A 25,302-nucleotide genomic window follows, 5' to 3' on the forward strand; every position below is an offset into this window, starting at 1 on the left:
CGAGAAGCGAGTAGCGCCACCCAATCAGCGCGCCATATTGTCGACCAGGAAATCCACGAACTGACGCACCTTGGGAGACAGGTGGCGGTGGCGGGGATACACCACCCAGACGGCGGTATGGGTGCAGGCATAGCTATCCAGCACGGAGACAAGAGCCCCGTTATTCAGGTCTTCCTCCACGTAGTAATCCGGCAGCTGCACCAGGCCCAATCCCTTGCGGGCAGCATCCAGCAGTGCCATGCCGGAGTTTCCCTTCCAATTGCCCTGCACTTTCCAGTGCCGGTGCTGTCCATCCACATCAACCGGCCAGTTTTCAGCCGAGCCCAGCAGGCAGTTGTGCTGGCTCAGTTCACCCAGGGTATGCGGCCGGGCGTGCTGCTGGAAATACTCCGCCGACCCCACAATGTACTCCCGGCGCGCACACAGCTTGCGGGCGATCAATGATGAATCCGGCAAGGCGCCGGTGCGAATGGCCACATCAAAGCCTTCGTCAACGATATCCACTCGCCGGTTGGTAAAATCCAGCTGCACGGACAATTGCGGATGCTGGCCCATGAAGTCATTCACCAGCGGGGCAATGAACCGCTCGCCGAAGGTGGTGGCACAGGTCAGCCGCAACACCCCGGTGGGTTGCTGCTGGAAATCGCTGATGGCGGTGAGTGCCTCCTGAAAGCCATCAAACAACTGCCCACAGTGCTCGAAGTACACCTGCCCGGCATCGGTGAGGGTGAGGCGTCGGGTGGTGCGGTAGAGCAGCTGGGTGCCCAGCTGGGTTTCCAGCCGCGCCACCAGCCGGCTGACATGGGAGCTGGACACCCCCAGGTGACGGGCAGCATCCGCGAAGGAACCTCGGCGCACCACTTCCACGAAGGCTTCGATCCGGTCCCAATGCTGCATTTCGGCTCCTGTTCCACTCTGTATTATTGCTCAGCAGCAATAATCAATTGCCATATTGTGCCTTATCCCCTGATTACTGTCTGCGTATAGTGAATCCAGATAATTTCAGCCCGTTCGGGCCGCCAACAAGGAGTCATCATGAAGTCACGTGCCGCCGTTGCCTGGGAAGCAGGCAAGCCTCTGGTCATCGAAGAAGTGGATGTGGCCGGCCCCAAGGCCGGTGAAGTGCTGGTGCAGATCGTCGCCACCGGTGTCTGCCACACGGATGCCTACACCCTGTCCGGCAAGGACCCGGAAGGCCTGTTCCCGTCGATTCTTGGCCATGAAGGCGCCGGCATCGTGCAGGAAGTGGGCGAAGGCGTGACCAGCCTTAAGCCCGGCGACCATGTGATTCCGCTGTACACCGCCGAGTGTCGCCAGTGCAAGTTCTGCCTCAGCGGCAAGACCAACCTGTGTCAGGCGGTGCGCGCCACCCAGGGACAGGGCCTGATGCCCGACGGCACCAGCCGATTCTCCATGAATGGCAAGATGCTCCATCATTACATGGGCACCAGCACCTTCTCCGAGTACACCGTGGTCCCCGAGATTTCCCTGGCCAAGGTGAGCAAGGAAGCGCCCATGGACAAGATCTGTCTGCTCGGTTGTGGCGTGACCACCGGTATCGGTGCAGTACTGAATACCGCCAAGGTCGAGCCCGGCTCCACCGTGGCGGTATTTGGTCTGGGCGGCATCGGCTTGTCAGTGATCCAGGGCGCGGTGATGGCCAAGGCTGAGCGCATCATTGCCATCGACGTCAACGACGGCAAGGAAACCATGGCACGTCAGTTTGGTGCCACCGATTTCATCAATCCCACCAAATACAGTGATCCGATTCAGGACGTGATTGTGGAGCTCACAGACGGTGGTGTGGATTATTCCTTCGAGTGCATCGGCAACGTCAACGTGATGCGCTCGGCACTGGAGTGCTGCCACAAAGGTTGGGGGGAATCCGTAATCATCGGTGTGGCAGGCGCTGGCGAAGAAATTTCCACTCGCCCTTTCCAGCTGGTTACTGGCCGGGTCTGGAAAGGCTCCGCCTTTGGCGGAGTGAAAGGCCGCACCGAATTGCCCGGTTATGTGGATCGCTACATGAAAGGCGAAATCAAGCTGGATGAATTCGTGACCCACACCATGGGCCTGGAGGACATCAACAAGGCGTTTGACCTCATGCACGAAGGCAAGAGCATTCGTTCCGTCATCTTGTTCTGATCTTCAATGTGGGAGCCAGCCTGCTGGCGAATCGTTGTTGTCGAGGGTAAGGCGAGTAACGAGTTTCGAGTTGCGAAAGGCAACACACGGCGAGAGCCGGCTTTTTATCTTCGAAACTCGCTTCTTGAAACTCGACACTGATTACCTCGCCCAGGCTCCGATCGCTGGCAGGCATACTCTGACGAACACCGAGAGCTCCCAAAGCAGCGTTGCAGAAGGGTAATTAAATGGATATCGAATTATTGTCTGCTACCAAATCCTTCGGTGGCTGGCTCAAGCGTTACAAGCATCGCAGCCGGGTTTTGAACTGCGACATGATCTTTGCCATCTATCTGCCGCCAGCGGCGGAAGAAAAGAAGGTGCCACTGCTGTGGTGGCTGTCCGGCCTCACCTGCACTGATGAGAACTTCATGCAGAAGGCGGGCGCACAACGCATGGCGGCGGAACTGGGTATCGCCATTGCCTGCCCGGATACCAGCCCCCGCGGCAGTGATCTGCCCGGCGAGCATGACAGTTATGACTTCGGTTCTGGCGCGGGCTTCTACGTCAATGCCACTCGCTCTCCCTGGAGTCAGCACTACCGCATGTACGACTATGTCACTAACGAACTGCCCGCGCTGGTTAACCGTCACTTTCCACTGAATGGTAGGGAATCCATCAGTGGCCACTCCATGGGTGGCCATGGTGCGCTGATCTGCGCGCTGAAGAACCCCGGCCGCTATCGCTCCGTTTCCGCCTTTGCGCCGATAACCCACCCGAGCCAATGCCCCTGGGGCGAGAAAGCCTTCAGTGGTTACCTGGGCGAGGACCGGGAAGCGTGGAAAGCCTGGGACAGCTGCGAACTGATTCGCCAGCACGGCAGCGAGCTGCCTTTGTTAGTAGATCAGGGTGAAGCCGATAATTTTTATACGGATGGGCAGCTATTGCCGGAAGACCTGCAGGCCGCCTGCCAGGAAGCCGGAGTGAAACTGGAACTGCGCATGCAGCCCGGTTACGACCATTCCTACTTCTTTATCGCCAGCTTTATTGATGACCATCTTAAGTATCACGCAGAGAAGCTGAAGTAAGACGCAAGCTACACGCTGCAACGCGGGCCGGAACGGTGCCACACTGCATCGTCTCTGCCCGCGTTTTTATGCAGCAGAGCAATGCACCTAGTGCGGGCCCGAAGGGGTGAGCGAAGCGAATAAAGCCAACTTGTTGGCCGAAAGCTGAGTTTCGAGTCACGAGAAGCGAGTGTCGAAAGGCAAAATCAGGGGGGGTCCTGAAGGTTGGTTTTCGCAACTCGAAACTCGTTTCTCGCTTCTGACTCTCCATTCGGCCAACAAGTTGGCTCTCCTACAGAAACAGAGCGGTTTAGATGCGCACTGGAACCTCTACCTCTCTGAGACGAGGATCGCTTGCAGGCAAGCTCCTACAGCGGCTTCGTAGAAATGCAGAGGCCCGGGAACTTTTTTGGTTTTTCTATTCAATCAAGCGTAGCTTGTAGCTTGTAGCTTGTAGCTTGTAGCTTGTAGCTTGTAGCTTGTAGCTTGTAGCTCATTATTGAATGTATCCCGGATTATCGATCGCCAGTTTTTCCTTCGCCAGCGGCAACCAGAGCTCAATAATCAGTGGCAACATGTCACTCACATCATCTTCGGCAAAGCAGCGACAGATTTCCTGCAGATCACTATCAGGCAACCCCATCAATGCCGCCGTGGAAATGCAGCGCGATCGCTCGCCTCTTTCAAAAGCCTGACCCAATAGAGCTTCACGCTCCAGCAGTATTTCAAGATGGGCGATGATTTTTTGATAGTACTCGTCCACTTTTGTATCAGCATCCGGTCTGCTGCGATATTTCTTGATTGCGTCTGCCAGCTCTTCCGCTGTGGGGCGATTAATCGGCATGACTCAGCTCCAGTTGTTCCTCCAAGCAAACCAGCATGTCGTACTCCGTTTCTGCTACCCGTCGACCAATCGCCGCGCGCTCCAGAGTCGGCACCTGACCGCGCAGATAGCTATAGGCCTGATACTGACAGATCACAGCCCATTTGAAGGTACCCAGCAATTCCCAATAGCGGGCGCGCCCTTCATCCACCGCCTGCCCCGTAGCAGTTTCATAGGCATCATAAAGTGCCCTGCGCGATGCAATCCCGGCCACCGGCTTGCTTCTGCGTCCGAAGCGCCAGGCATTCACACACAACCAGCCAAGATCCTCCATGGGGTCACCGAGGTGGGTCAGCTCCCAGTCGAGCACACCGTTCAGGGTATTTTCCGTCAGCAGGAAATTTCCCAACCTGAAATCCCCATGCACCAATGCTGGCCGTGTTATCTTCGGAGCATGCTTTTTCAGCCAGCCATAGACCAGTGAAAAAATCGGCAGCTTTTCACCATAATCCTGGTGCATTGCGTAAAGCTGCTCGACCTGGGTCAACGCGTCCAGCGTCGGCAACCCTTTCAACTTTTCGGTCGGGGTTCGATGAATCGCCGCCAGAGCGGATGCCACGTTCGGGCAAAACCGGTCACGCGCTGGCTCATAGGCGTGATCCTTGAGCAATACTGGCGGCAGGGACTCACCAGACAGTGCTGTCATCACATACCCCTCGCCAATCCCCTCACTGCCATCAAGGGTGGCAATCACTTTGGCTACTGGACAACCAGACTCTCCGGCCGCCCGCTGCGCCTTTGCTTCCCAGCGTTTTCCTGGCGCCATACCAATATTTTCAGCGCCCGCATCCAGCCGCAGTATCCATCGACGACTGCCGCCATAATTTGCCTCGAGCCACCAGGTGTCGGCCGACGCGCCAGCGGTAAGGCGCCGACAACGGGTCAGTACGCAGGGTTTGCCGACAGCCTTTTCCAGCACTCCCGGCAGGATGGCCTCAATCTGTTCTGCAGTTATCCCCATCAACAGTGCCTGCCTACGGGGAGACCTTCCACCATCTGATCCAGATACTCGGATATGCCATAGCCTGTCATGCCATCACACTGGAACCGGGACATGGCCTCGGTAATGCGGGTTTGACGCCATTCGCCACTGTCCGTCTGTCGACGATTGCGCAAGGGGATCAGGGAAAGTGACTCACCGCTGATGTGATAACTTCGTCCGGAAACCGTTTTCAACGAGAAGGTTTGCGACTGGGCCTGATCACGATCATCGAGCACGGACGACAATGCAGCAGTATCAATCAGGTCATAAACCGGCTCACTGCCATCCCGGGTGTCATACACCATGCCCCAGATATGCTGCCTGCCGCTGGCCATCTGCACGATGGACATATTCACGGCAAGGTCTTCGCTGAACACCAACGGCAGCCAACGGTACCAGTAGAGATTTTGCCAATAGCGAGGCCCCCAGGAATGATCACGCAGCCCAAACCCATTCAGTGAGAAGGCGTCATCACCGATAGTCACCTTACCCTCTCCTTTCATGTGCTGTTCATAGTGGCCGCGAGCAAAGGATTCATCTGGGTCTTCTTCAACCGGACTGTCGTTCTCGTCCACCGCTTCACCACCATAGACCGGTGTCATGCCCGTGAAGTGAAGATTAGCCTTGACCAGCACAGTCGGGTTATTTGCAAAGGCCGCCTTGGGATCCTCCATCTGCTGGGGATCATCCAGCAGCAAAGCTTCACCCTCATATTCCAGCGCAAGTTGCTTGAAGGGCTCTATCACCCGAAAGCGCATCCCTCCCGCATCCAGCGAATTGTTATCGACAATATTCACACGACGAAACATGAAGGCGACCCGGCCGTCCGGCAGATAAAAACAGAATGACATTTCGGCATGGCCTTCATTGGGCCGGTTACCTACCCGGAACCAGCCCCCACAGACCTGATCATGATCAAACAGGTTAATGTACATGCTTTCATTGAAGTTGCTGGCGTCTTCAATGGCATGCATGTATTCATCCTGCGGCTCCAGACGAATCCGCACCCCCTTACCCAGATCCATGTTTCTTCTCCATTTTCCTTCCCTTCCTTGCCTAAGGGTGATGCCTGTTATCTTTTTTTGCACTGCCCATGACTGACAATCTTTATTAGCTAAATTGTCATGTTTGCCGCGCTGCTTAACGCGTAGATTCAAAGAAAAAACAGGAATACAACAATGGAAGAACTACGCACCCTGCTACAGCCATGGTATCTACAAATAAAGTTTATTCATTTACTTTTTGTAATGATCTGGAGCTTTAGTACCGCGGTGGCCTACAGCTGGTATGTGAAGTCAGCATGGATCGCGTGGCAGAACAACAAGGATGACCCGCATCGACTCGAGCGACGTAACTGGACCATGGAACAGTTCGACAAGGGTGCAGCACTGGAGCACATCGCTTTTCCGGTTGTCCTGTTAACCGGCGGGATGATGGTGTGGCTGGCGGGCTGGGGCATGGATAGCCCGTGGCTAGTGATCAAGCTGGCGTTGGTAGCCCTGGTATTCGTCCCGATCGAAATCTTCGATTACTGGATCTCGCATATGGGAGGAAGCAAGAAACAATGGCGACTCATAGGCGATATGAAACGCTATGAAAGGTTGATGCAATGGCACTGGCGTTTTTTCCGTATCAGCACACCACTGGTGGTGACGGTCATTCCTGCAATTATCTATCTGGCAGTGACAAAGCCCGGCTTTTAGGAATACCGGAGGAAATGAGCGAGATTAGAGTGCCGGGTTTCGAAAGGCAAAACCAAAAGCACTTTTCCGGCAGTCATGCTTTTTGATTTTCGTTACTCGCAACTCGCTGCTGGAACCCTTACCCCGCTCAGTCTCGGATCGCCTGATGAAGGCCTTTCCGGTTTTTTCTTTCGCATGTTGCGTGAACCATGTTGGACCCGCAAAGCGGGCAAAAAAAGCCAGGGAAAAATCCCTGGCCGGACTCGGGAGAGCGAGTTTGAAACCGTTATGACCTAGCCTTTCATGAAACCGGCCAGACGATCATTAATAGTGGCCGTACACTCGGTCATGATGTCGTCGATGATCTCGGCACAGCTCGGATAGCTGTCGATCAGCCCCTGCACGATACCGGAAGTCCAGATGCCACCGTCGATTTCACCGGAGGTCAGCGCGGCCTTACCCTTTACACCGGCAACCAGGTCAACAATGTATTCAAACTTCATGTCCTGGCCTTTCTCACGCTCGATCTCGTTCACCTTGGTAGCAACCGCGTTCTTGAACACACGGGCGGTATTCTTCAGCGGACGGAAGATCAGGGCCGTATCCAATTCGGAGGCTTCAGCGATGGCCTTCTTCATGTTCTCGTGTACCGGCGCTTCAGCAGACGCAAGGAAGCGGGTACCCATGTTGATGCCGTCAGCCCCCAACGCCAGACAAGCCGCCATCTGCGCACCGGTGCCAATGCCACCGGAGGCCAGCATCGGAATCTTCAGAACGCGAGCTGCAGCAGGCAGCAGCACCAGATTCGGGATATCGTCTTCACCCGGGTGACCGGCACACTCGAAACCGTCCACCGACACGGCAGCCACACCTACCTTCTCGGCTTTCAGGGCGTGCCGTACGGAAGTGCACTTGTGGATGACCTTGACGCCAGCACCTTCGAACAGGGGCATGAATGGCTCGGGGTTGCGGCCAGCGGTTTCCACTACCTTGATGCCGTTCTCACAGATCACCCGCGCGTATTCCTCGTAAGGCACCGGCTTGATGGTCGGCAGGATGGTCAGGTTCACACCGAACGGCTTGTCCGTCATTTCCTTGCAACGCTTGATTTCCTTATCCAGGTCTTCCGGCGTCGGCTGGGTCAGACCGGTGATGATGCCAAGGCCTCCGGCATTTGAAACGGCAGCGGCCAGTTCGGCATAACCTACGTTCTGCATGCCGCCCTGGACGATCGGATACTGGATGCCCAGCATTTCGGTGATACGGGTTTTCATGGGTCTTTCCCCTGCTGAATTGGAACTGCCCTCACAGGGCGTGGTGGCAGCAAAGTAAACAAGTGGACGGTCAGTCAGCAATGACAGGATTGTTCAGCCGCCCGCACAGTTTTGATAGAAGCGCCTTATCATTCAGCGCAATTATTTGATTTTCAATGAAATACGCAAAAAGTCACAAAATGGCGTCCGGCCCCTTTCGTGCCGCCTGTAACTGTTTTCTGGCACTGGCCGGTGTGCTGCCTGTCCAGTTACGCCAAGCCCGGCTGAAGGCACTATGCTCGGAAAAGCCCAGCAACAGGGCAATATCCCCCAATGTCAGGGACGGATCGGAGAGATAATCACGAGCCAGCTGCTCGCGGGTGCGATCCAACAGCTCTCGCCAGGTCATGTTCCGCTCGCCCAGGCGCCGCTGCAAAGTGCGGACCGACATGTGCAGTTCTTTCGCCAGCCTTGGCAAGGTCACCACGGCATCAGGCATCAGCCGCACCATGGCCTGTTGCAACGCCCGATCGAAGCTATCCGACTCCGGCAGGGCCAATAGCAGCGCTCGCGCCTGTCGGTCCATCAGGGTACGCATGTGCGGTGCACTGTGGGGAAGCGGCACCGCCAGCAACTTGAGCGGAAAAATAACCCGGGTCTGGTCTGTGCCAAAGCCCACGGGGCAGTCGAAGAAATCCTCATAGGCCTGACGCGCTCTGTGATCCGGCTGAGGGAAAACAAAATCGATGCGTGTGGGCGAATAATGAGACTCGACCAGACGACGAAGAAAGCTGATCAAGGCCGCAATGGACACCGTGTCAGCCTGTACACCGACAGCGTCTTCTTGTGCCCACCAGACCACCATGCTGTCTCCCTCCACCTCCACCTTTACCCGGGCACTTCCATAGAAAAGGGATTCATAGCGCTGATACGCGAGCATGGCCTCACCCAGCGTCCGGCAGGTCAGGATCAGGTAGCCCAGCACGCCCACATGACGCGGCTTGACCATGGCGCCGATGCCCAGAGCCGGCACCACTGCATCCGGTCGCAGCGCCACCGCACGGTCCAGCAACTCATTCCACAGGGACAACGGCACCACATCACCGGGACTACGGCTGTCCAGCACCGTTCGCAGATCCGGTGCCGGCAGGTTTTCCTGGTCCAGCCAGTCGGTCAGCAGCTGGATCCAGGCGCCAGTAACGCGCATGGGGGTTGCCATTCAGATTCCTTTTACCGTTTCAGATGGCATAGATAGTCAAATTTAAGACATGGATAGTCAATACATGCCACGCCCCACCGAGCACAATGATCCTATTGCGTAAAAGTGAGGCCTGATCCATGTCTGTAATGAGCTGGTTTGAAGATGTCTGGGCAAACAGCGGCCTGGCACCCCTGTGGGATATCGTCGCCCCCTGGCTGGCGCTGGACGAGCGACAAATGATTTTTGTGGTCGCCACCCCGATTTTCATTGGCCTGTTTCTGTGGGAATACCGCAAGATTCGCCACGACCCCACCCTGGTGGATGGCCGCGAATCAGTACTCAACTTCATGCTGGGCGCCGGCTATCAAACTACCGAGCTACTGTTCGCGGGCATCCTGGCATTCCCTGTCTACGCCTTTTTCTACCATCACCGCCTGATGGATATCGAACTGACCTGGTTCACCGCGTTACTGCTGTGGGTGATGCTGGACTTCGCTTATTACTGGTTCCACCGCTGCTCGCACCGGGTGCGTTGGCTGTGGGCCGCCCATGTGACCCATCACTCTTCCGAGCGAATGAATTTCTCCACCGCCATGCGCCAGAACGCCACCAACATCTTCAATGGTGGTTGGCTGTTCTATGCCTCCCTGGCGCTACTCGGCTTCAACCCGGTGTGGATCGGCGTGGCTTATGCCTTCTCTCTGGTGTACCAGTTCTTTATCCACACCACCCTGGTGGGCAAGATGCACCCGGTTATCGAGTACATCTTCAACACTCCCAGCCATCACCGCGTTCACCACGGCCGCAACCCGGAATACATCGACCAGAACTATGCTGGCGTGTTCATGATCTGGGACCGCTTGTTCGGCACCTTTGTGGAAGAGAAAGACGACCTGCCGGTGGAATATGGCATCACCCGCCCGGTATACAGCAACAGCCTGCTGGTGAACTGGTGCCATGAATACGTGGATCTGTTTCGGGACATGGCAAAGCGGGGACCACTGCTGCAACGGCTCAAGCACCTGTGGAAACCGCCGGAGTGGGAAAGAGAGACGCAGCACGCTTCAAGCAACACGCCACAACGCGAGCAGGCCCCGGACTAAAGAGCCGAGAGGCCGCCCAAACGCAAGAAGGGAGCCATCTGGCTCCCTTCTTTTTTGTCTTTTTGCGTGTTGCCTGTTGCGTGCCGCGTGATGCGTCGTTCTTAACGCTGCACCTGGGCAACCATATCATCCAGGCTGATGTTGCTGGTGAGGCGGTCAATGCCGTCCATCAGGGTGTTCAGGGTGGCGTCGGTGGAGGACTCAGCATCTTTCCAGGTTGCCTCCAGCTCAGACTGGTAGCCCCGCAGCTGAGTGTCGGTTTGCTGCTCAGCAGTCTGATTGTCCGCAGTCGCGATAGTAGCCACTGCCCAGAACATGATTGCCAAAATCCATTTTGCGCTTTTCATATGCCGCCCCAATTCTCTACCGATTCTTCATCTGCGTTTCCAGACCATCAATCCGGAAATCATTGACTTTATTATTGGTTGCGCAGTTCTGCGCAGTGCCTGTTTGTGAAGTCTAGGCAGAGAGAGGGCGAAGTCTAGAAAAAAACGCGCATAAGGCGAAAAAACAGCATATAGTATTAGACTGATCTAATACTTTAGAATTAACTTTAATAACATCCTCTAACTTGTTGTATTTAAAGAGAACTAATTTTGAGACCCCTGTCACACAGATCAAAATGTGACCAGCTTTACGGATTTTGGGGCTTTAGGGGGACGTCCACTGTCGCAAGCGCCTGCTGATATCCCATCCACGCCATCACCCCTGCCATCAGATTGCCGAATCCAGCTCCCAGCGCCAGCCCTCCAAAACCACCCAGCTCAAAGCCAAGCCATAACAACGGCAGATAGCAGAGAAACAATCGCAAGAAAGAAAGCAGCATGGCACGCATGGGCCAGCCGAGGGCATTGCTGGCCGACACCACCAGCATGCAGACACCGAGCAGACCAAAGCTGGGCGGCATGCAACGGATCAGCACGGCCAGATACCCCTGCACCGATGCCGTATCCACCAGCACGTTGGCCAGTGGCACCGCCAGCACCGCCAGTACCAGCCCCAGCAGGGTTTGCCAGCCAATCACCATGATGGCGCCTACCTTCATCAACTGCTGCACAGTGTCCCAGTCCCGGCGCCCGTAGCATCGCCCCAGCCAGGGCGGCAACGCCATGGTCATTCCCAGCACCAGCACGATACTGAAACTCTCCAACCGGCTGGCCATACCCCAGGCGGCCACCGCCTGCTCACCACTTCGGGCCACCAGTGCAGTCGCCAGCATGGCCGCCAGCGGCGGCATCAGCTGGCTGACCATGGCGGGGCCGGCAATATGCAGAAAGGGCAACGCGGACTTCCTGACCTGCTCTAACATGCCCCGGCGTTGCACCCAGCCACGCCCCCGCAGGGCCCAGATCAGCAGCAACCCGCCAATACAGAAGGACAGCAAGGTAGCCAGCGCCGCCCCCTCCAGCCCCATACCCTGCCAGTCGCCCACGCCGAAGATCAAAAGCGGGTCCAGCACCAGATTGAGCAGACTGGTGAGCACCATCATCATGCCCGGAAAGCGGGTGTCACCATGGGCACGAAACAGGCTGTAGCCGAAATACACCACCCCGCCAATCCACATGGCCGGCAATTGAAGTGCCCAGTAAGGGCGGATCATCGCCTGGACTTCCTCTGAGGCACCCAGCAAGGCAAACACCGGCCCCTGAATCAGCCACAGCAATATCACCAGCAGCGCCAGAAGCGCACCGCCCCCCGCCAGCACCAGGGCACCAAGGCGATTGGCATCATCATGCTGCTCCGCACCAATGGCCCGGGAGATCAGTGCCGCGATGGCAATGCCCACCCCTACCTGCACACCGATCACCAGAAAAGCCAGTGGAAAGGTGAACGACTGGGCCGCCAGCGGCAGCGTCCCCAACCGTGCCACGAACACACTGTCGACCAGGTAAAACCCCAGCAACGCCATCACCCCCAGCGCCATGGGCCAGGTCTGCTGCCAGAGCTGGAAGGCAAGGGTCAGATTGGAGGGACGAGTGTCAGTCTGCTGCACGGAGCAACCTTCAGGTCGGCATAGGGTTTGGGGAGACTAGCAGGCGTTCAGTGAACAGTTAACAGTGAATAGTGAACATTTGCGCGATCAGCGCTGGCGCCGAATTCGAGACTGGCAGCCCGCGCCCAACCGTGAAGCGCGGCCTCAAAGGGTGAAACCACGACAAGCCAATCTCGCGCGCTGTTCACTATTCACTGTTAACTGTTCACTGGCTTCAACCGTTCTTCCCATTTGCCGGTTTCCACCAGCTCCAGGAACTCGTCCCCCAGCCTTTCACTTTCCGCCATGGCCTGGCGCCAGCTTGCTTCGCGGCCGGCATCATCGTTGAGGAATTGTTTGAAGTCACGGCGATCAGGAAGCTTGCCGTTAGGCAGAGCCTGCAGGTACTCGGCGGAAGGCGACACCAGCAGGGTACGGCTCAGTTTTTGCGGATCCCCGTTGCGCCAGCGCAGTGGCTTGTCAAACCAGCCAGGGATCACCCGGTCAGTGAAGTGGGGATAAAGCACAATACCTTCGCTTCGATAAGGCAGATCCAGATGGTAATCGAGCATGCCGCCATCCCGGTACACGCCCTGCGGGGCGCCGGCCAGATCGGTCACGCCGCCCAGCACCATGGGGATAGCCGCACTGGCCAGCAGGGCAGAGCGCAGGTTCTCCCCACTCAGCGGGATATGGTGGGTGGTGAAATCATCGAGTGCATGCAGTGGCAGGTCATTACCGACGGGATACACCAGCCCTCGCTCCATGAACAGACCCGAAGCCTTGCGGCTGATCAGGTTGCTGCCAATCAACGCCGCCAGCCCGGCACCCAGCCCCAGGCTGTCTTCACGGGCCATCAAGCCTCGGCTACGAATCACTACGATGGCCAGTCGGTAATGGGGGTGCTCAAGAATCCTGGCATCTCGATCACCAATCAGCTCTGCCAGCATCAGTTCACACTGCCTGGACACCTGGGCCGGGCTGTCGCTGCCGTCAAAGCGCTGGCGGGTATAGATCTCGGCCAGCCGCCGCAATCCGGCAACCGGGTCTTCCGACATGGTGATCGCCGCAAAACGCCAGCTGCCAATCGAGGCGCCAATCAACGTGCGAGGGCGAGGCGCGCGGGGCAGGAAGTCACCAAAGACAGCACGGTCCAGGCCAATGATGCCCAACGCCTTCGGGCCACCGGCCGCCCCGGGAATGATATCTACGTGTTCGGGTTGCAGCCCATGCTCGCGCAGATGGGCGATGGCCTCACGGCCGGCGCGAATGGCCAGTGCCGGCGATGACGTATGAATGGCAACCACCCTGCTCTCCCTACACTTCAACATATCCAAGTCAGGGTAGGCATGGTAACCATTGGGGGCAGCAAGACAAACGGCAGAGGCGTCTTATTCTTGGCGCTTCACGACTGAATGGCAGCCCTGTGCAGCGCCAGCATCTGGCCTTCCTGCGTTACTCCGCGTTCAGAAAGCGCCCCAATGCACGAGTAAACTCCACCGGCTGGCTCACCAGCGGCACATGCCCGGAGCGCGGGAATACCACATGATCAGCCCCGGCCAGCCGGGCAAACTCGGCCTGCCCTTCCGCAGGGTAGAGCGGCGACTGGGCACCCGTCAGCACTGTGGCCGGTACCGGAAAATCACGGGCAGTAGGACGATAATCATGGGCGATGTGCAGGTAGGCTTTCAGATAGGCGCGCAGGTCGGCCACATTGGAGACCGGCAGCAGTCGTGCCCATAGCCCGGCCCAGCGAGTGCTGGCATCGAAGGCGGACTTCAACCGGTTGCTGCCGGAAAGTTGAGCCAGGATAGAGACCACCCCGTGCAAGACACGCTCACGCAAGCCCACCGCCAGATCGGCGACCTCGCCCTGCTCGGGCGCGGTTTCCAGCAACGCCAGCAGGTCGTGCAGCTGGCTGAAAAAATGCGACTGCTGTTTGCCAAACAGACCATGGGCCCAGTCATCGCCATTGGCAATACAGGGCGCCTGGTCCACATGCAGGTAACGGGTAACAGGAGAAAAGTCACCGAAGGCCTGCCAGTGCAGGCTGGTGGTGGCGCCAAGGGAATAGCCCACCAGATAGCATTGTTCAATGCCGAAGTAGCGCACCAGGTCTTCCATATCTTCCATGTGGTTATGGAATACATCGTCCTGATTGAAGCGCACCTTGCCGGAATTGCCGGCACCACGCAGATCCGGAAGAAAAAACTGGAATCGTCGCGCGAAAGGCAACACAAAGGGGAGCCAGTCACGGCCCTGCATGCCAAGCCCGTGGAGCATCAGCACGGGTTGTCCGCGCCCGACTGTTCTGACATGTAATGACTGGCCATCCCTGGCCGGAAAAAACGGCATCCTACCCCCTTGTTATGTCCGTTGTCTGCGGTGATCAGCCGTACAGACACAGGTAAGCCGTATCGACTTCTACCTTAACCTGAAACTTGCAGTTGGCTTCCACTTCGAAAGACTCACCGGCGGCAAACGTCTGCCAGTCGGCCGCACCCGGCAGCTTGATGGTCAGGGCGCCGCTGACCACAGTCATGGTCTCGTGCTCACTGGTGCCAAACTCATAGTCGCCTGGCGCCATGACACCCACGGTGGCCGGCTTGGTTTCGGTTTGAAACGCGATGGATGCCACCTTGGCATCGAAGTATTCATTGACCTTGAACATGGTCGGGTCTCCGCAGGAACAGTTGAGAGGCGCGAGTATGCCAAAAGCCGAGCTCAGGCGCTCTTTTTTTGTGCATCAGCCATACCGCCCCCGATCGCTCAAATTCTGTCCGGTCAGAGCACCTTTCTTCGCCCGTATACCCTATTTGGGGGACGCAAGAAGTTGTCTTTCAACGCAACATTGCCACCACTGGGAATAATCGGGAACGCCACCATGACAAGACAACCACAACCACTCCGCCAGTTACTGCTGGTGGGCACACTCTCTCTTGCCTTAGGCACCACCGGCTGTAGCAGCATGAAAGCCGTCAGCGCCGCCAGCCAGGGGGATCTGGCCACTCTGCAGTTGCTCCATGGAGAAGGAAAAAACATCCACGGCAAGGACCTGAAAATGACCACCGCCCTGTACCGGGCCGTGGAAGCAGATCAAACCGAAATCGTCACCTTCCTGCTGGATAACGGTGCCGATATTAACGCCAGTAATGGCTTTTCCAAACGCACTGCGCTGATGTCGGCGGTCGACACGGATAATGCCGACATGGTCAAGCTGCTGATGGAACGCGGCGCTGACGTCAATCAGGGCGACCGGAAGGACAATACTCCGCTTAGCCTGTCCATCGACGCAAATCGGGGCGAACTCGCAGCCATGCTTCTCAATCAGGGGGCGAACCCGGATCATGCCGGTCAAAGCACCTTCACGCCTCTGCTAACCAGCCTGAACAGTGACAACCTGGCTCTGGCCACCCTGCTTCTGGAGGCAGGAGCCGACCCTGACCGTGTTGTGGATGAAACAGGCCGTCCGCCAATTCATGTAGCCACCGAGAAACAGAATCTGGACATGGTCGATCTGCTGGTTAGTCACGGCGCCAATCTGGAGCTGGTGTATTCAGAGGGCACGCCTCTGTTGAGAGCCACCATGCTGAACCAGACCGAGCTGGCTGAACACCTGCTGGCCAAAGGAGCCAATGCCGCCACCACCAACAGTATCGGCGTGCCGGCTCTTTATTACGCACTGGCAAACAACCGTCCTCTGGCTGCCCGCCTTCTGCAAGCCGGGGCCGACGCCAATGCCACCACCCTCGCCCACTCAAATCAGTCATTGCTGGAATGGGCGGTTGCCCAGAACAAGCGCGACACTGTCATATTACTCCTTGAGCAGGGGGCTACCGTCACCGACAGCGCCCTTCACACTGCCGTCAGTAGCACCGGAATTGATGTGGCCGTGACCGCTGCCCTGCTGGCTACCGGCGTTAACCCGGATGGTGCGCTGGAGCATCCCAACGTCGCTGCCGCCGCGAAAGCCAATCACCTTGCCGCACTGGGTCTTTTGCTGGCAGCGGGTGCCAGCCCATCCCCCCTCGCTTCGGAACAGTTCAACCCGCCACTCATGTACGCAGCAGAAAACGACAATGTGGCCATGATAGATATGCTGCTCACCGCAGGGGCAGAGGTAGATCAAATGAGCAACAAAGGCTACACCAGCCTTTACCAGGCGGCCTATCACGGCAAAGGCGAGGCGCTCCAGCGTCTGATCGCAGCAGGCGGCGATCCCAACAGCAAAAATGGCGATGGCCCCTACACCCCAGTCATGAGCGCCGCAGATAATGGGCATAAAGATATTTTGCTTCAGCTGATCACCGCCGGGGCGGATGTGAACGTGACCACCACCGATGGGTACACAGCGCTTTACTATGCCGCCGGGAGTAACCATCCCGACCTGGTCACCATGCTGATGGCCGCTGGCGCCAACCCGGAACAGGGTGCTGGTCGCTACCGCTGGACTCCGGTCCACAAGGCAGCCCAGGAGGGTAACTACAAGGTTCTGGAGAACCTGCTCAAGTACGGCGCCAATGCCAATGCCCGTGACACCGACGGCGATACCCCCATGGATCTCGCCATGCGCAAAGGCTACAGCGAAACCCCCAGGGTACTTGGCAGCTACGGCGGAAAGATCAATAACTACACCGCCCCCAAGCAAAGCAGTGGCGACACCTTCGGCAAGGTATTTGCCACTGCCGCCATTGCCGGGTTGGCCAGCTCCGCTGATCTTCCCTCCTATGCAACCGCCGACATCATGAGTGCAACAGTGAAGGACATCTGGATCGAAAACGGCCAAGGCAACAATCTGGCCCAAATGCAGCAGCAGTACGCCAGAGGCAACTTCGAAATACGCGACCCTCTGGTCAAGGAAGTGTTCAGCGCCTCTCTGGATGCCGAAAAGGAAACCGCCCGCCTGAAGCAACAGCTGGCCCGTGAACAGGCAGCACAGCGTCAGTACCAACAGCAGCAGCGCCGCGAAATGGAAGCCCGCCAGAAAGCCGCCAACGCCGAACAGCATCGTCGCCAGCAGTTACTGGTTCGCCAGCAACAAGCGCGCGCGGAACAGCTGGCCCGCCAGCAACAATTGCGGCAACAACAGCAGCAGGAGCGCGAACGACAGCAAGCTGCCCGTGCAGCCCAGCAGCAAGCTGCCGTACAAGTGGCTTACCGCAGCGAACCAGCAGCAGCCACCTCGCGCCGCAAGCCCAGCGCCCGGCAGGCCAGCATCCAGCACGGCACCATGCAGTCCAGCGACAAGCTCAATTGCCCCAGCTGCAAAGGCACCCTGACTCAACGCAACGTCACCATCGGTGAATGCACCCTGTCTTCCATCAAAGTGGCCTATGACGTGGGCGTGTTCTTTGGCGAACCGGTAGTGCGGGGCGATTACACATGGCGCGCCGCATCAGGCACACCGGAAGACTGTCTGGACTCCTCCTTCGCCATCTGGCTGAAGATCCAGAATGGCGGCGCCCATGGCTACGTGAAGGTGGATCCGGTGGTACCCAAGGCCGGCCGGGAGAGTTTCTCCGGCACCGCCGGCAGCCCGAACTGGGACGAATTTATCTGTGGTTTCAATGGCAAGCAGAAGACCGAGTGCTTCGCACCTGAAGATGCCAAAACCCTGCTGAAAAAAGGCCGAATCACCAGCTTCACCTACTCGGTGCAGTAACGGTCACCGCTTCAAAATAAAACGGGCCTTCGGGCCCGTTTTATTGGCCGCTATGCGGCTGTGACACGCAACATGCTTCACGCGGCACGCCACCACCCAATTCCGCTCTTCTCAGCAGCAACCTGCCATCGCATACTCGGTAAAGCAGCCCAATGCCACGGAGCAGGTGATGAGCAATCTCAACGAGAACGGTGAACTGGTGGAATGCCCAAATCAGGCGGGCGCGCCCTGTCTGAAACAAGTTTCCTCCCGCAAGAGCATTCTTGGCAGTGGTCTGCCGATCATTCGTCATCTCCCCAGCCGCGAACAGCGCTTAATTGGCCCGTGGTGTTTCCTCGATCACATCGGCCCTACGTCGTTGAGCGTAGAGAACGCCGTAGACGTGGGCACCCATCCCCATACTGGATTGCAGACCGTCACCTGGCTATTTGAAGGTGCCCTGCTGCACAAAGACAGCCTGGGCTATGAACAGGTTATCGAGCCCGGCCAGCTCAACCTGATGACGGCAGGCCACGGTATCTGTCATTCCGAGGAAAACCCACCGGGGTTCAGTGGCCCCATGCACGGGCTACAGTTCTGGATCGCCTTGCCAGCAGAGCATGAGGATACCGCCCCAGCCTTTGCTCACCACACCGACCTGCCCCGCTGGGAGCAGGCCGGGATTCATATCACCCTGGTCGTTGGAGAACTGGACGGGAAGCAGTCACCTGCAAAAGTATTTTCACCACTGGTGGGCGCCGACATTGAGGCCCCCAACGGGGGCAGCCTTACCTTGCCGGTACCGTCAGACTTTGAACTGGGCCTGTGCATCAACGAAGGCAGCGCCAACCTGGAAGGACGCATGCTGGAAGTGGGTGAGCTCTACTATCTGGGGCAGGGCCGAGAACAACTGACCTTGACCCTGGAACCCGGCAGCCGGGTGATGCTGCTGGGCGGCGAGCCGCTGCATCAACCGGTATTGCTGTGGTGGAATTTCGTCGGTCGCGACCAGGCACGACTGGAGTCAGCACTGGCCGACTGGAACGCCTGGCCCAACGAACGGTTTGGCGACGTGGCCGCCTACCAGGGCAAGCCACTCAAGGCGCCCGCCCTCGATCCGCAGGTGCGGTTGAAGGCCTAACTGGCAAGCTTCTGGCAGAACACAGCAATGCCTGTGCTGTCAGGTGCCGGGTGCGCAATGATCACGTCATAGCTATTGCCGGTAGTAATGCTGCAAGTCCGCAATACTGACGCATCGTTGCCCACCTTTACCATCGCCGAGAGTTGGCCGGACAAAGACGGAGTACCGGAGAAATAGGCTGTTGCGCCGGTATAGCCCAGCGCGCTCACGAGCGTATCGCCTTCTACGGAGACGGAAACTGTCTCGCTGCTATCATTAGCCAGCGCATGAATAAAGCGGACGCGCACCTGTGATGGAGCGACGGATGCCGGCGTTTGTCGAAAGGCTTTCAGTCTAGGCGCCTGCTCACCTGCGCCAGCCAACTTGCCGCTCAGCAGAAAGGTGTAATTGGCGCCGGCAGCCAGTGTGAAACTCGCATCATCCACCAGCGTGGCGGTGGAGGTATTCACGTCGAACAGCACTTTCTCTGAGTCGGCATCCAGCTTGAAGCCAACACCATCCTGCTCTGTCGTCGAGTACGGGTGGCCCTCAATCATGGGCGCTGAGAGATTATTGCCCCGGATCAGATCGACAGTGGTATCTGCCTGTTCCGTCCCGCTGCCGCTGTCATCAATCAACTGATTGTGAAAAAAAACACCAGTGCGCTCACGAAGGAGCTGCTCAAGTTCATCGTCATCCCCACCGCACGCCGCAAGCGCCAGACTGCCGAGCACAGCCAACACAACCCACCTCTGCATAACACCTCCCGAATATAATGAGCCAGTACATGCCTACCCTGCCCGGCTACTTTCTTTTGGCATTAGACCTCAGGCTGACTCAACATAAAAGCGCCAACCCTACGGTTTCGTAGGCCCGCTTAATTCGGCTGCCCACCATAGAAAAAGACGCCTGCCGTTCGATCTTTTTTGAGCACAGCCATGTAAATCGCGTTCTCGGCGTGCTCATGATAGAGGATGCCCTTCAGCGTCTGACCGTCATACAGGCAGTACGGGTTCGCAAAGCTGACAGAAACATTGAATGACGTCCCCTGCTTGTGAGGCACCACATGACCGGAAAAAGGGCACGCCTCATCTGCTGAAACCTTTCCCGTCAACGTGCCATCCGGATCGATCAGGATGGTAGTAAACTGTGAATCTGACACCGTATCAACGCTGCCAACGTATACTCCTGTCAGTGCACTCAAATCCGCAACCGCATCACCATGGTACGACGAAGTAAAACTCATCGAATCGCCCTCATCATTAACCACTTCTCCGGTTAGGTACTGCCCTGGGGAGTAAACTGCCTCGACAGTCACATCGACAACCGGCGCGCCATCGCCATCCAGATAAAACCGACGTGCAGAGGTTGCTAAAAAACGGTCTCCTGACACACTGGCCATCCCATGAACCAGCCCTTCAACGGCATCGTAACCTCCTCCTTTTTCACCAAGAAAAACATAGCTCTCACCACTATCCCGGACCACCGCCAACAGCGCTCTGCCAGTATCTGTTGCCCCCTGATATACCCCACGCGCTTCATTGATATCCGGCAACGCCTTGCTCTTGCTTGACCCGCCGCCCCCACAAGCGGCGAGAGCCACCGCTGAAGCGATAATGATGACATGTTTCATTTCATCTCCCTGGATAAGTCATTCTGACTGGGTGTCGTTGCTCGCCAGAAAGGCGCGTTACTTTTTTATTGCTACCGAGAAATACACATCAGGACTAGTTTCTGGAACCCATCCATATGCCAACTCGAAGCCCGCCATCTCAAGGCTCAGGTCCACACTTTCGCGAGACAGGAAGTTGACATACGGCGCGAGACCAAGAAGTCGGGCCGACACCGCGACAGGCCGCAGAAAAGGGCGTGTATCCTGCATACAGGCAGTGTTACTGACAAAAATTCCGCCAGGCTTGAGAAGGTCGAAAACTTGCCTCACCGTCTCTTCCGGATCAGACATCAAGTGCAGAATATTCAGACCCAGAACTGCATCGAAAAAATGTTCTTTCCCGCTGAGCCGGCTCAGGGTTGCGACTTCAAAGTCCAGTTGCGGGACAGGCTTTTTCGCCAGCTTGTTTCGCGCAATTTCAATCATGTTTGGCGAAGCATCGGTACCCAGGTAACGCTGTACCGACGGCGCATGATGAAATGCGGTGGTCCCGGTACCGCAACCAAACTCCAACACATTCATGTCCGGCCTGAGGTAACTCTGGGTGACCTCCAGTTTTTTCTGGTAAGCACCCGGGTCCGCCACGGGGCGCAACGCATAGCGTTTTGCAGTGCGATTCCAGAACCTCAAAGATGAATTCATCTGCTCCTCAGCATGAAGTGACCAATTCAGATACCCCATTCTATGCATGCATTTTTGTTGCTAAAATACCCATAAATGCATCTTGGATATTCATTTCTGTATGGATTGGCAGACTCTGAAATTTGACTGGAACCGGGCAAGGGCGTTCTTGGCAACAGCAGAGGAAGGCTCTCTCTCTGCTGCCGCGAAAGCGCTCGACATGTCTCAACCCACGCTCAGCCGACAGGTCACCGCTCTGGAGGAAGAACTCGGAGCCATTCTGTTTGAACGTGTCGGACGGGGCCTGACGATGACTCCAACTGGCCTGGAATTATTGGCCTACGTGAAGGCCATGGGGGAAGCCGCTAGCAGCCTGTCACTGGCAGCAACAGGTCGTGCCACTTCCATTGAAGGGGAAATTATTATCTCAGCATCCGAGGTCACTGCCGCCTACATTCTTCCCTCGATTCTGGAAAGTTTGCAGCAACAGTATCCCGGCATTCAGGTCAGTATGGTCGCATCCAACAGCGCCAGCGACCTGCGCCGTCGTGAAGCCGATATTGCGATCCGCAATTTCCGCCCGACCGAACCCAATCTTATCGCACGTAAGCTCGGTGAGTTCGCGGCTACGCTTTATGCGACACCCGGCTATCTAAAAAGTCTCGGCAACCCCCTGACTCCCCTGGAGCTGGCGCATGCCAGCTTCATCGGGTTTTCTTCTGGTAATGAGGCCTTCATCCAGGCACTCAACGCCCATGATATCCCTCTACAGGACAGCAACTTTGCTGCCAGGTCGGACAGTCATGTGGTTCAGTGGGAGATGGTGAAGCGCGGCATCGGAATTGGCGTGATGCCTGTAGAACTGGGGCATGCGGAGCCAAAAGTGAAGCGAGTTCTGCCTGAGACGCTATTTCGGGGGGATGTGTGGCTCGCTTCTCACCGGGAACTGCGAACGAACCTGCGGGTGCGTATTGTATATGACTTTCTGGCCAACGCACTGGCATGTCATTTTGACAAGGCCCGTTCCTTTTGGTGATCACGGATCCGCCGCAATCGGCGGACTAACTCAGCTGTAAGGCTGGCAATAAATTGAGATCTGGTCGTCGGCGCTATCAAAGCGGGTGTAGGCAATGATGGCATCATAGCTGCGGCCGCTACTGACGCTACAGCTAACAGTGTCAATCAGCACGCCCTGGGTCGAGTTATTCACATCCACCTGCAGGCTGCTTCCAGAAGATAAAGAGACATAGTTGCTGCCTTCACCAAACTCGAGACCGGATACCAGTTGCTGGCCGCCGCCGGGCAACGACACCGAAAGTTCATCGCCAGAGAGCCGTGACAGAGTGTTGATGAAGCGCACCCGGATCTGGCCCGTGCCAACGTCCACATCCTGGTAACGGAAAGTGCCCAGTTGCTGGTTACCCAGGGTAGTGTCACCCATCAGCACCACAGTGTAGTGGCTGCCCGCCACAAGGGTACGATTGATCGGGCCATTGATCAGGGTACTGCCGGAACTGGCGCCACGCGCATCAAACGCGATGCTTTCACTATCGTCATCCAGTTCAATACTGTTACTGCTGACGCTGCCGGTTTCCGTATAGCCACGATCACGGGTTAACGCCGTATTCATGTCGTCCACGAACAGGTCCACGCTCACATCGTTGCTGCTGCCACCGGAGGTCTGAGTCATCTGATTATGGAAGTAAATACGTGCACTATCTGAAAACAGCTCCTCGTCTTCATCACAGCCAAAAGCGGACAAGCCGACAATGGATGCTGCCATTACCATGCGTAAAAGAATCATGGTGACTCACTCCCGGAGCTGACCGCTTGTGGCTGCTCTGGCAGCGCGGCAGGTTCGCTCTCGTTAAATTCACGGATAAAAATGCCCCAGAAGGCCACAAACAGTGCAGCCAGTAATGGCCCCAGCGCAAAGCCGGTGATGCCGAACATGGCCAGACCGCCCAGGGTAGAAAACAGCACCACATAATCCGGTAGCTTGGTGTCTCGTCCCACCAGAATAGGACGAAGAATATTATCTACCAGACCGATAATGAATACGCCGTAAAGCAACAGCACCGTTGCCTCCACCATATCACCTACGGCATACAGGTAAACGGCCACCGGTAGCCAGATCAGGCCAGCACCCACCGCCGGGATCAGCGACAGCACCGCCATCACCACCCCCCACAACATGGCACCGGGGATACCAAGAATCCAGAAGATCAGGCCACCCAGTGCCCCCTGGGTAATGGCCACGACCAGGTTGCCCTTGATGGTCGCACGGGTCACCTCAGCAAACTTGGCGAACAGCAGTTTTTCGCGCTCATCCCCGAGGGGCAGGGCACGAATCAACATGGCAATCATGTTGTCGCCATCGCGAATCAGGAAGAACGCCAGATACAGCATCAACCCCAGATTGAGGAAAAACTGGAAGGTGTTCTGTCCCACTGCCAACGCACGTTTGGCAAGAAACTGGCCGGCCCCCGTGAACGCCTGCACGGCCTGCTGCTTGACCCGATCCAGATCAATATCGAAGCGCTCGGCCAACGACTGGAGACCCGGGAAGGCATGTTTGATCTTGTCCACGTACTCGGCCAGATTGATCTCACCACTCTGGACTTTCTGGAACAGCCCCACCCCTTCACTGACGAAGGACGTGGCCACAAACAGCACCGGAATAATCACCAGCACAATGCAGAGAATCAGGGTCAGCAGCGCCACCAGGTTGCGCCGGTTTGGCCAGCGAGTCAGCAACCGCTTCTGGAACGGATAAAAGATCACGCTGATCGCACAAGCCCAGAACACCGGCGCCCAGAAGGGCTGCAGCAGCATGGCAAACACCAGGCTGACGCCCACCAACGTGAGCAGAAAGGCTCGTTGCTCCAGCGTTTCCGACTTCCCTGTATGCATTGCCGTCCTCTCCCTTAAACCGCCTTCAACACGGTGCTGGCCAGATACGCCATGTACGCCACGTAGACAATCAGCAACCCAATGCCGTTACTCCGTGTCACATGGCCCTTGCGACCCCACAGACCGTAGCCCATCACAAACAATATCAGCGTCAGGCCCATCATCAGCGACCAGTCACGGATCAGCACATCCTGCTCCACCGCCATGGGGCTGATGGCACCGGCAATACCGACGACACCCAGCGTATTGAACAGGTTCGAGCCTAGCACGTTGCCAAAGGCGATATCGTGCTCGTTCTTGCGCACCGCCGCGATGCTCGACGCCAGCTCTGGCAGCGACGTACCAATGGCCACGATGGTCAGTCCGATGATCAGGTCACTGACGCCGAGGGATTGGGCAATGAACACCGCCCCCCAGACCAGCGCACGGGAGCTGACTACCAGCAAGATGAGGCCTACCACCAGCCAGAACAGCGCCATCTTCAAGGGCAGGGGATGTTCGGCCAGTTCGGTCTCTACCTCGCCGCCGAGCACATCGCCCTTGCCAGTCATGGCCGAGTAGATTGACCAACCCATGAGCGCCGCCAGCAGGCCGATCAGAATCCAGGCATCCAGCCACGAGATCTGGCCATCCATCAGCTGGTAACCCGCCAACAGGGTAATCACCGTCAGCACAGGAAGCTCCTTGCGGAGTACTGCCGAGTTGATGGCAATCGGGCTGATCACCGCCACCACACCGAGAATCAGTGCGATGTTGGAAATGTTGGAGCCGTAGGCGTTCCCCAGCGCCAGCGAAGGGTTACCTTCCAGCGCCGCCAGGGCCGACACCACCATCTCCGGAGCCGAGGTGCCAAAACCAACAATCACCATGCCGATCAGCAGCGGCGGCATCCCCGCATGGGCGGCCGTACCGGCGGCACCATCCACAAACTTGTCGGCGCTCCACACCAGCAGAATCAACCCGCCAATCAAGGCGGCAATGGCCAGCAACATCAGTACTCCTTGGCAATCTCTAGCAATTCAGGATCAGGCGGGCACATTGTGGCAGAGAGGGGAGGCATAAGCATCA

24 protein-coding genes are annotated in these 25,302 nt (G+C 57.2%); 7 read left to right on the plus strand and 17 right to left on the minus strand.

Annotation, left to right across the window (positions count from 1 at the left end):
* Nucleotides 1-24 precede the first annotated feature (24 nt).
* A complete protein-coding gene (locus GFN93_RS01605; protein ID WP_153498686.1) occupies nucleotides 25-897 on the minus strand; it encodes a LysR family transcriptional regulator in 873 nt (290 codons plus the stop codon).
* A gap of 138 nt (nucleotides 898-1,035) precedes the next feature.
* Between GFN93_RS01605 and GFN93_RS01610 the strand changes: the two genes are divergently transcribed.
* The gene (locus tag GFN93_RS01610) at nucleotides 1,036-2,145 is read left to right on the plus strand and encodes an S-(hydroxymethyl)glutathione dehydrogenase/class III alcohol dehydrogenase (protein ID WP_153498687.1); all 1,110 of its coding nucleotides are present in this window, start codon (nucleotides 1,036-1,038) and stop codon (nucleotides 2,143-2,145) included.
* A gap of 227 nt (nucleotides 2,146-2,372) precedes the next feature.
* Nucleotides 2,373-3,212 (plus strand): S-formylglutathione hydrolase, encoded by an 840-nt coding sequence (gene fghA, locus GFN93_RS01615; RefSeq protein WP_153498688.1) that lies wholly within the window; start codon nucleotides 2,373-2,375, stop codon nucleotides 3,210-3,212.
* 475 nt (nucleotides 3,213-3,687) lie between these two features.
* On the opposite strand, the gene GFN93_RS01620 is transcribed toward fghA, so the two are convergent.
* Genes GFN93_RS01620 through GFN93_RS01630 form a run of 3 tightly spaced genes read right to left on the minus strand, consistent with a single transcriptional unit; the run spans nucleotide 3,688 to nucleotide 6,081 of the window.
* A complete protein-coding gene (locus GFN93_RS01620) occupies nucleotides 3,688-4,035 on the minus strand; it encodes a hypothetical protein (protein ID WP_153498689.1) in 348 nt (115 codons plus the stop codon).
* Nucleotides 4,025-5,035, minus strand: coding sequence for a phosphotransferase family protein (locus tag GFN93_RS01625; protein ID WP_153498690.1), 1,011 nt, complete (start codon nucleotides 5,033-5,035; stop codon nucleotides 4,025-4,027). The genes GFN93_RS01620 and GFN93_RS01625 overlap by 11 nt, the downstream gene beginning before the upstream one ends.
* The gene (locus tag GFN93_RS01630; protein WP_153498691.1) at nucleotides 5,035-6,081 is read right to left on the minus strand and encodes a DUF7064 domain-containing protein; all 1,047 of its coding nucleotides are present in this window, start codon (nucleotides 6,079-6,081) and stop codon (nucleotides 5,035-5,037) included. Before GFN93_RS01630 ends, GFN93_RS01625 begins: the two co-directional genes overlap by 1 nt.
* 153 nt (nucleotides 6,082-6,234) lie before the next feature.
* Here GFN93_RS01630 and GFN93_RS01635 point away from each other — a divergent pair, with 153 nt between their 5' ends.
* Nucleotides 6,235-6,759, plus strand: coding sequence for a hypothetical protein (locus GFN93_RS01635; RefSeq protein ID WP_153498692.1), 525 nt, complete (start codon nucleotides 6,235-6,237; stop codon nucleotides 6,757-6,759).
* Between the two features lie 272 nt (nucleotides 6,760-7,031).
* Here GFN93_RS01635 and GFN93_RS01640 read toward each other — a convergent pair whose 3' ends face one another.
* Both GFN93_RS01640 and GFN93_RS01645 read right to left on the minus strand, forming a co-directional pair.
* The gene (locus tag GFN93_RS01640; RefSeq protein WP_153498693.1) at nucleotides 7,032-8,012 is read right to left on the minus strand and encodes an NAD(P)H-dependent flavin oxidoreductase; all 981 of its coding nucleotides are present in this window, start codon (nucleotides 8,010-8,012) and stop codon (nucleotides 7,032-7,034) included.
* A 172-nt stretch (nucleotides 8,013-8,184) separates the two neighbouring features.
* Nucleotides 8,185-9,210, minus strand: coding sequence for a helix-turn-helix domain-containing protein (locus tag GFN93_RS01645; protein ID WP_153498694.1), 1,026 nt, complete (start codon nucleotides 9,208-9,210; stop codon nucleotides 8,185-8,187).
* A gap of 119 nt (nucleotides 9,211-9,329) precedes the next feature.
* Here GFN93_RS01645 and GFN93_RS01650 point away from each other — a divergent pair, with 119 nt between their 5' ends.
* Entirely contained in the window at nucleotides 9,330-10,295 is a 966-nt protein-coding gene (locus GFN93_RS01650) for a sterol desaturase family protein (RefSeq protein WP_153498695.1), read from the plus strand.
* A 101-nt stretch (nucleotides 10,296-10,396) separates the two neighbouring features.
* On the opposite strand, the gene GFN93_RS01655 is transcribed toward GFN93_RS01650, so the two are convergent.
* The 5 genes from GFN93_RS01655 to ppnP form a co-directional block, all read right to left on the minus strand.
* A complete protein-coding gene (locus GFN93_RS01655) occupies nucleotides 10,397-10,642 on the minus strand; it encodes a hypothetical protein (protein WP_153498696.1) in 246 nt (81 codons plus the stop codon).
* 287 nt (nucleotides 10,643-10,929) lie between these two features.
* Nucleotides 10,930-12,219 carry an MATE family efflux transporter gene (locus GFN93_RS01660; RefSeq protein WP_153501769.1) on the minus strand — a complete coding sequence of 430 codons (1,290 nt, stop codon included), beginning with the start codon at nucleotides 12,217-12,219 and terminating at the stop codon, nucleotides 10,930-10,932.
* 266 nt (nucleotides 12,220-12,485) lie between these two features.
* Complete coding sequence (locus tag GFN93_RS01665; protein WP_328594120.1) at nucleotides 12,486-13,574, minus strand: patatin-like phospholipase family protein; 1,089 nt, start codon at nucleotides 13,572-13,574, stop codon at nucleotides 12,486-12,488.
* Nucleotides 13,575-13,722: 148 nt separating this feature from the next.
* The gene (locus tag GFN93_RS01670) at nucleotides 13,723-14,550 is read right to left on the minus strand and encodes an alpha/beta fold hydrolase (protein WP_235901889.1); all 828 of its coding nucleotides are present in this window, start codon (nucleotides 14,548-14,550) and stop codon (nucleotides 13,723-13,725) included.
* Nucleotides 14,551-14,656: 106 nt separating this feature from the next.
* Nucleotides 14,657-14,938, minus strand: a complete 282-nt coding sequence (gene ppnP / locus GFN93_RS01675) for a pyrimidine/purine nucleoside phosphorylase (protein WP_153498699.1) — start codon at nucleotides 14,936-14,938, stop codon at nucleotides 14,657-14,659.
* Between the two features lie 213 nt (nucleotides 14,939-15,151).
* On the opposite strand from ppnP, the gene GFN93_RS01680 reads away from it, so the two are divergent.
* Nucleotides 15,152-17,929, plus strand: a complete 2,778-nt coding sequence (locus GFN93_RS01680) for an ankyrin repeat domain-containing protein (RefSeq protein WP_153498700.1) — start codon at nucleotides 15,152-15,154, stop codon at nucleotides 17,927-17,929.
* 169 nt (nucleotides 17,930-18,098) lie between these two features.
* Nucleotides 18,099-19,049, plus strand: a complete 951-nt coding sequence (locus GFN93_RS01685) for a pirin family protein (protein ID WP_153498701.1) — start codon at nucleotides 18,099-18,101, stop codon at nucleotides 19,047-19,049.
* Here the strand turns inward: GFN93_RS01685 and GFN93_RS01690 are convergent.
* From GFN93_RS01690 to GFN93_RS01700, 3 genes are all read right to left on the minus strand, one after another.
* Nucleotides 19,046-19,786 carry a DUF4397 domain-containing protein gene (locus GFN93_RS01690; RefSeq protein WP_153498702.1) on the minus strand — a complete coding sequence of 247 codons (741 nt, stop codon included), beginning with the start codon at nucleotides 19,784-19,786 and terminating at the stop codon, nucleotides 19,046-19,048. The genes GFN93_RS01685 and GFN93_RS01690 overlap by 4 nt on opposite strands.
* Before the next feature lie 119 nt (nucleotides 19,787-19,905).
* Nucleotides 19,906-20,661 (minus strand): hypothetical protein, encoded by a 756-nt coding sequence (locus GFN93_RS01695; RefSeq protein ID WP_153498703.1) that lies wholly within the window; start codon nucleotides 20,659-20,661, stop codon nucleotides 19,906-19,908.
* Nucleotides 20,662-20,718: 57 nt separating this feature from the next.
* Nucleotides 20,719-21,342, minus strand: coding sequence for a class I SAM-dependent methyltransferase (locus tag GFN93_RS01700; RefSeq protein ID WP_153498704.1), 624 nt, complete (start codon nucleotides 21,340-21,342; stop codon nucleotides 20,719-20,721).
* 100 nt (nucleotides 21,343-21,442) lie between these two features.
* Between GFN93_RS01700 and GFN93_RS01705 the strand changes: the two genes are divergently transcribed.
* A complete protein-coding gene (locus tag GFN93_RS01705) occupies nucleotides 21,443-22,357 on the plus strand; it encodes a LysR family transcriptional regulator (protein WP_153498705.1) in 915 nt (304 codons plus the stop codon).
* A 30-nt stretch (nucleotides 22,358-22,387) separates the two neighbouring features.
* Here the strand turns inward: GFN93_RS01705 and GFN93_RS01710 are convergent, their stop codons facing one another.
* Genes GFN93_RS01710 through GFN93_RS01720 form a run of 3 tightly spaced genes read right to left on the minus strand, consistent with a single transcriptional unit; the run spans nucleotide 22,388 to nucleotide 25,226 of the window.
* The gene (locus tag GFN93_RS01710) at nucleotides 22,388-23,125 is read right to left on the minus strand and encodes a DUF4397 domain-containing protein (protein ID WP_153498706.1); all 738 of its coding nucleotides are present in this window, start codon (nucleotides 23,123-23,125) and stop codon (nucleotides 22,388-22,390) included.
* The gene (locus tag GFN93_RS01715) at nucleotides 23,122-24,234 is read right to left on the minus strand and encodes an AI-2E family transporter (protein WP_153498707.1); all 1,113 of its coding nucleotides are present in this window, start codon (nucleotides 24,232-24,234) and stop codon (nucleotides 23,122-23,124) included. The genes GFN93_RS01710 and GFN93_RS01715 overlap by 4 nt, the downstream gene beginning before the upstream one ends.
* A 14-nt stretch (nucleotides 24,235-24,248) precedes the next feature.
* Nucleotides 24,249-25,226 (minus strand): calcium/sodium antiporter, encoded by a 978-nt coding sequence (locus tag GFN93_RS01720; RefSeq protein WP_153498708.1) that lies wholly within the window; start codon nucleotides 25,224-25,226, stop codon nucleotides 24,249-24,251.
* Nucleotides 25,227-25,302 lie beyond the last annotated feature (76 nt).

Source organism: Alcanivorax sediminis, assembly GCF_009601165.1.
Lineage (GTDB): Bacteria > Pseudomonadota > Gammaproteobacteria > Pseudomonadales > Alcanivoracaceae > Alcanivorax > Alcanivorax sediminis.

What these genes read in the sequence shown, in the direction of transcription:
- GFN93_RS01645 (WP_153498694.1), bottom strand. Translation starts at nt 9,210, where the DNA reads ATGGCAACCCCCATGCGCGTTACTGGCGCCTGGATCCAGCTGCTGACC.
- GFN93_RS01640 (WP_153498693.1), bottom strand. Translation starts at nt 8,012, where the DNA reads ATGAAAACCCGTATCACCGAAATGCTGGGCATCCAGTATCCGATCGTC.
- fghA (WP_153498688.1), top strand. Translation starts at nt 2,373, where the DNA reads ATGGATATCGAATTATTGTCTGCTACCAAATCCTTCGGTGGCTGGCTC.
- GFN93_RS01660 (WP_153501769.1), bottom strand. Translation starts at nt 12,219, where the DNA reads ATGGCGCTGGGGGTGATGGCGTTGCTGGGGTTTTACCTGGTCGACAGT.
- GFN93_RS01700 (WP_153498704.1), bottom strand. Translation starts at nt 21,342, where the DNA reads ATGAATTCATCTTTGAGGTTCTGGAATCGCACTGCAAAACGCTATGCG.
- GFN93_RS01610 (WP_153498687.1), top strand. Translation starts at nt 1,036, where the DNA reads ATGAAGTCACGTGCCGCCGTTGCCTGGGAAGCAGGCAAGCCTCTGGTC.
- GFN93_RS01690 (WP_153498702.1), bottom strand. Translation starts at nt 19,786, where the DNA reads ATGCAGAGGTGGGTTGTGTTGGCTGTGCTCGGCAGTCTGGCGCTTGCG.
- GFN93_RS01630 (WP_153498691.1), bottom strand. Translation starts at nt 6,081, where the DNA reads ATGGATCTGGGTAAGGGGGTGCGGATTCGTCTGGAGCCGCAGGATGAA.
- GFN93_RS01680 (WP_153498700.1), top strand. Translation starts at nt 15,152, where the DNA reads ATGACAAGACAACCACAACCACTCCGCCAGTTACTGCTGGTGGGCACA.
- GFN93_RS01710 (WP_153498706.1), bottom strand. Translation starts at nt 23,125, where the DNA reads ATGATTCTTTTACGCATGGTAATGGCAGCATCCATTGTCGGCTTGTCC.
- GFN93_RS01620 (WP_153498689.1), bottom strand. Translation starts at nt 4,035, where the DNA reads ATGCCGATTAATCGCCCCACAGCGGAAGAGCTGGCAGACGCAATCAAG.
- GFN93_RS01695 (WP_153498703.1), bottom strand. Translation starts at nt 20,661, where the DNA reads ATGAAACATGTCATCATTATCGCTTCAGCGGTGGCTCTCGCCGCTTGT.
- ppnP (WP_153498699.1), bottom strand. Translation starts at nt 14,938, where the DNA reads ATGTTCAAGGTCAATGAATACTTCGATGCCAAGGTGGCATCCATCGCG.
- GFN93_RS01720 (WP_153498708.1), bottom strand. Translation starts at nt 25,226, where the DNA reads ATGTTGCTGGCCATTGCCGCCTTGATTGGCGGGTTGATTCTGCTGGTG.
- GFN93_RS01650 (WP_153498695.1), top strand. Translation starts at nt 9,330, where the DNA reads ATGTCTGTAATGAGCTGGTTTGAAGATGTCTGGGCAAACAGCGGCCTG.
- GFN93_RS01715 (WP_153498707.1), bottom strand. Translation starts at nt 24,234, where the DNA reads ATGCATACAGGGAAGTCGGAAACGCTGGAGCAACGAGCCTTTCTGCTC.
- GFN93_RS01685 (WP_153498701.1), top strand. Translation starts at nt 18,099, where the DNA reads ATGAGCAATCTCAACGAGAACGGTGAACTGGTGGAATGCCCAAATCAG.
- GFN93_RS01705 (WP_153498705.1), top strand. Translation starts at nt 21,443, where the DNA reads ATGGATTGGCAGACTCTGAAATTTGACTGGAACCGGGCAAGGGCGTTC.
- GFN93_RS01635 (WP_153498692.1), top strand. Translation starts at nt 6,235, where the DNA reads ATGGAAGAACTACGCACCCTGCTACAGCCATGGTATCTACAAATAAAG.
- GFN93_RS01625 (WP_153498690.1), bottom strand. Translation starts at nt 5,035, where the DNA reads ATGGGGATAACTGCAGAACAGATTGAGGCCATCCTGCCGGGAGTGCTG.
- GFN93_RS01655 (WP_153498696.1), bottom strand. Translation starts at nt 10,642, where the DNA reads ATGAAAAGCGCAAAATGGATTTTGGCAATCATGTTCTGGGCAGTGGCT.
- GFN93_RS01670 (WP_235901889.1), bottom strand. Translation starts at nt 14,550, where the DNA reads ATGCTCCACGGGCTTGGCATGCAGGGCCGTGACTGGCTCCCCTTTGTG.
- GFN93_RS01605 (WP_153498686.1), bottom strand. Translation starts at nt 897, where the DNA reads ATGCAGCATTGGGACCGGATCGAAGCCTTCGTGGAAGTGGTGCGCCGA.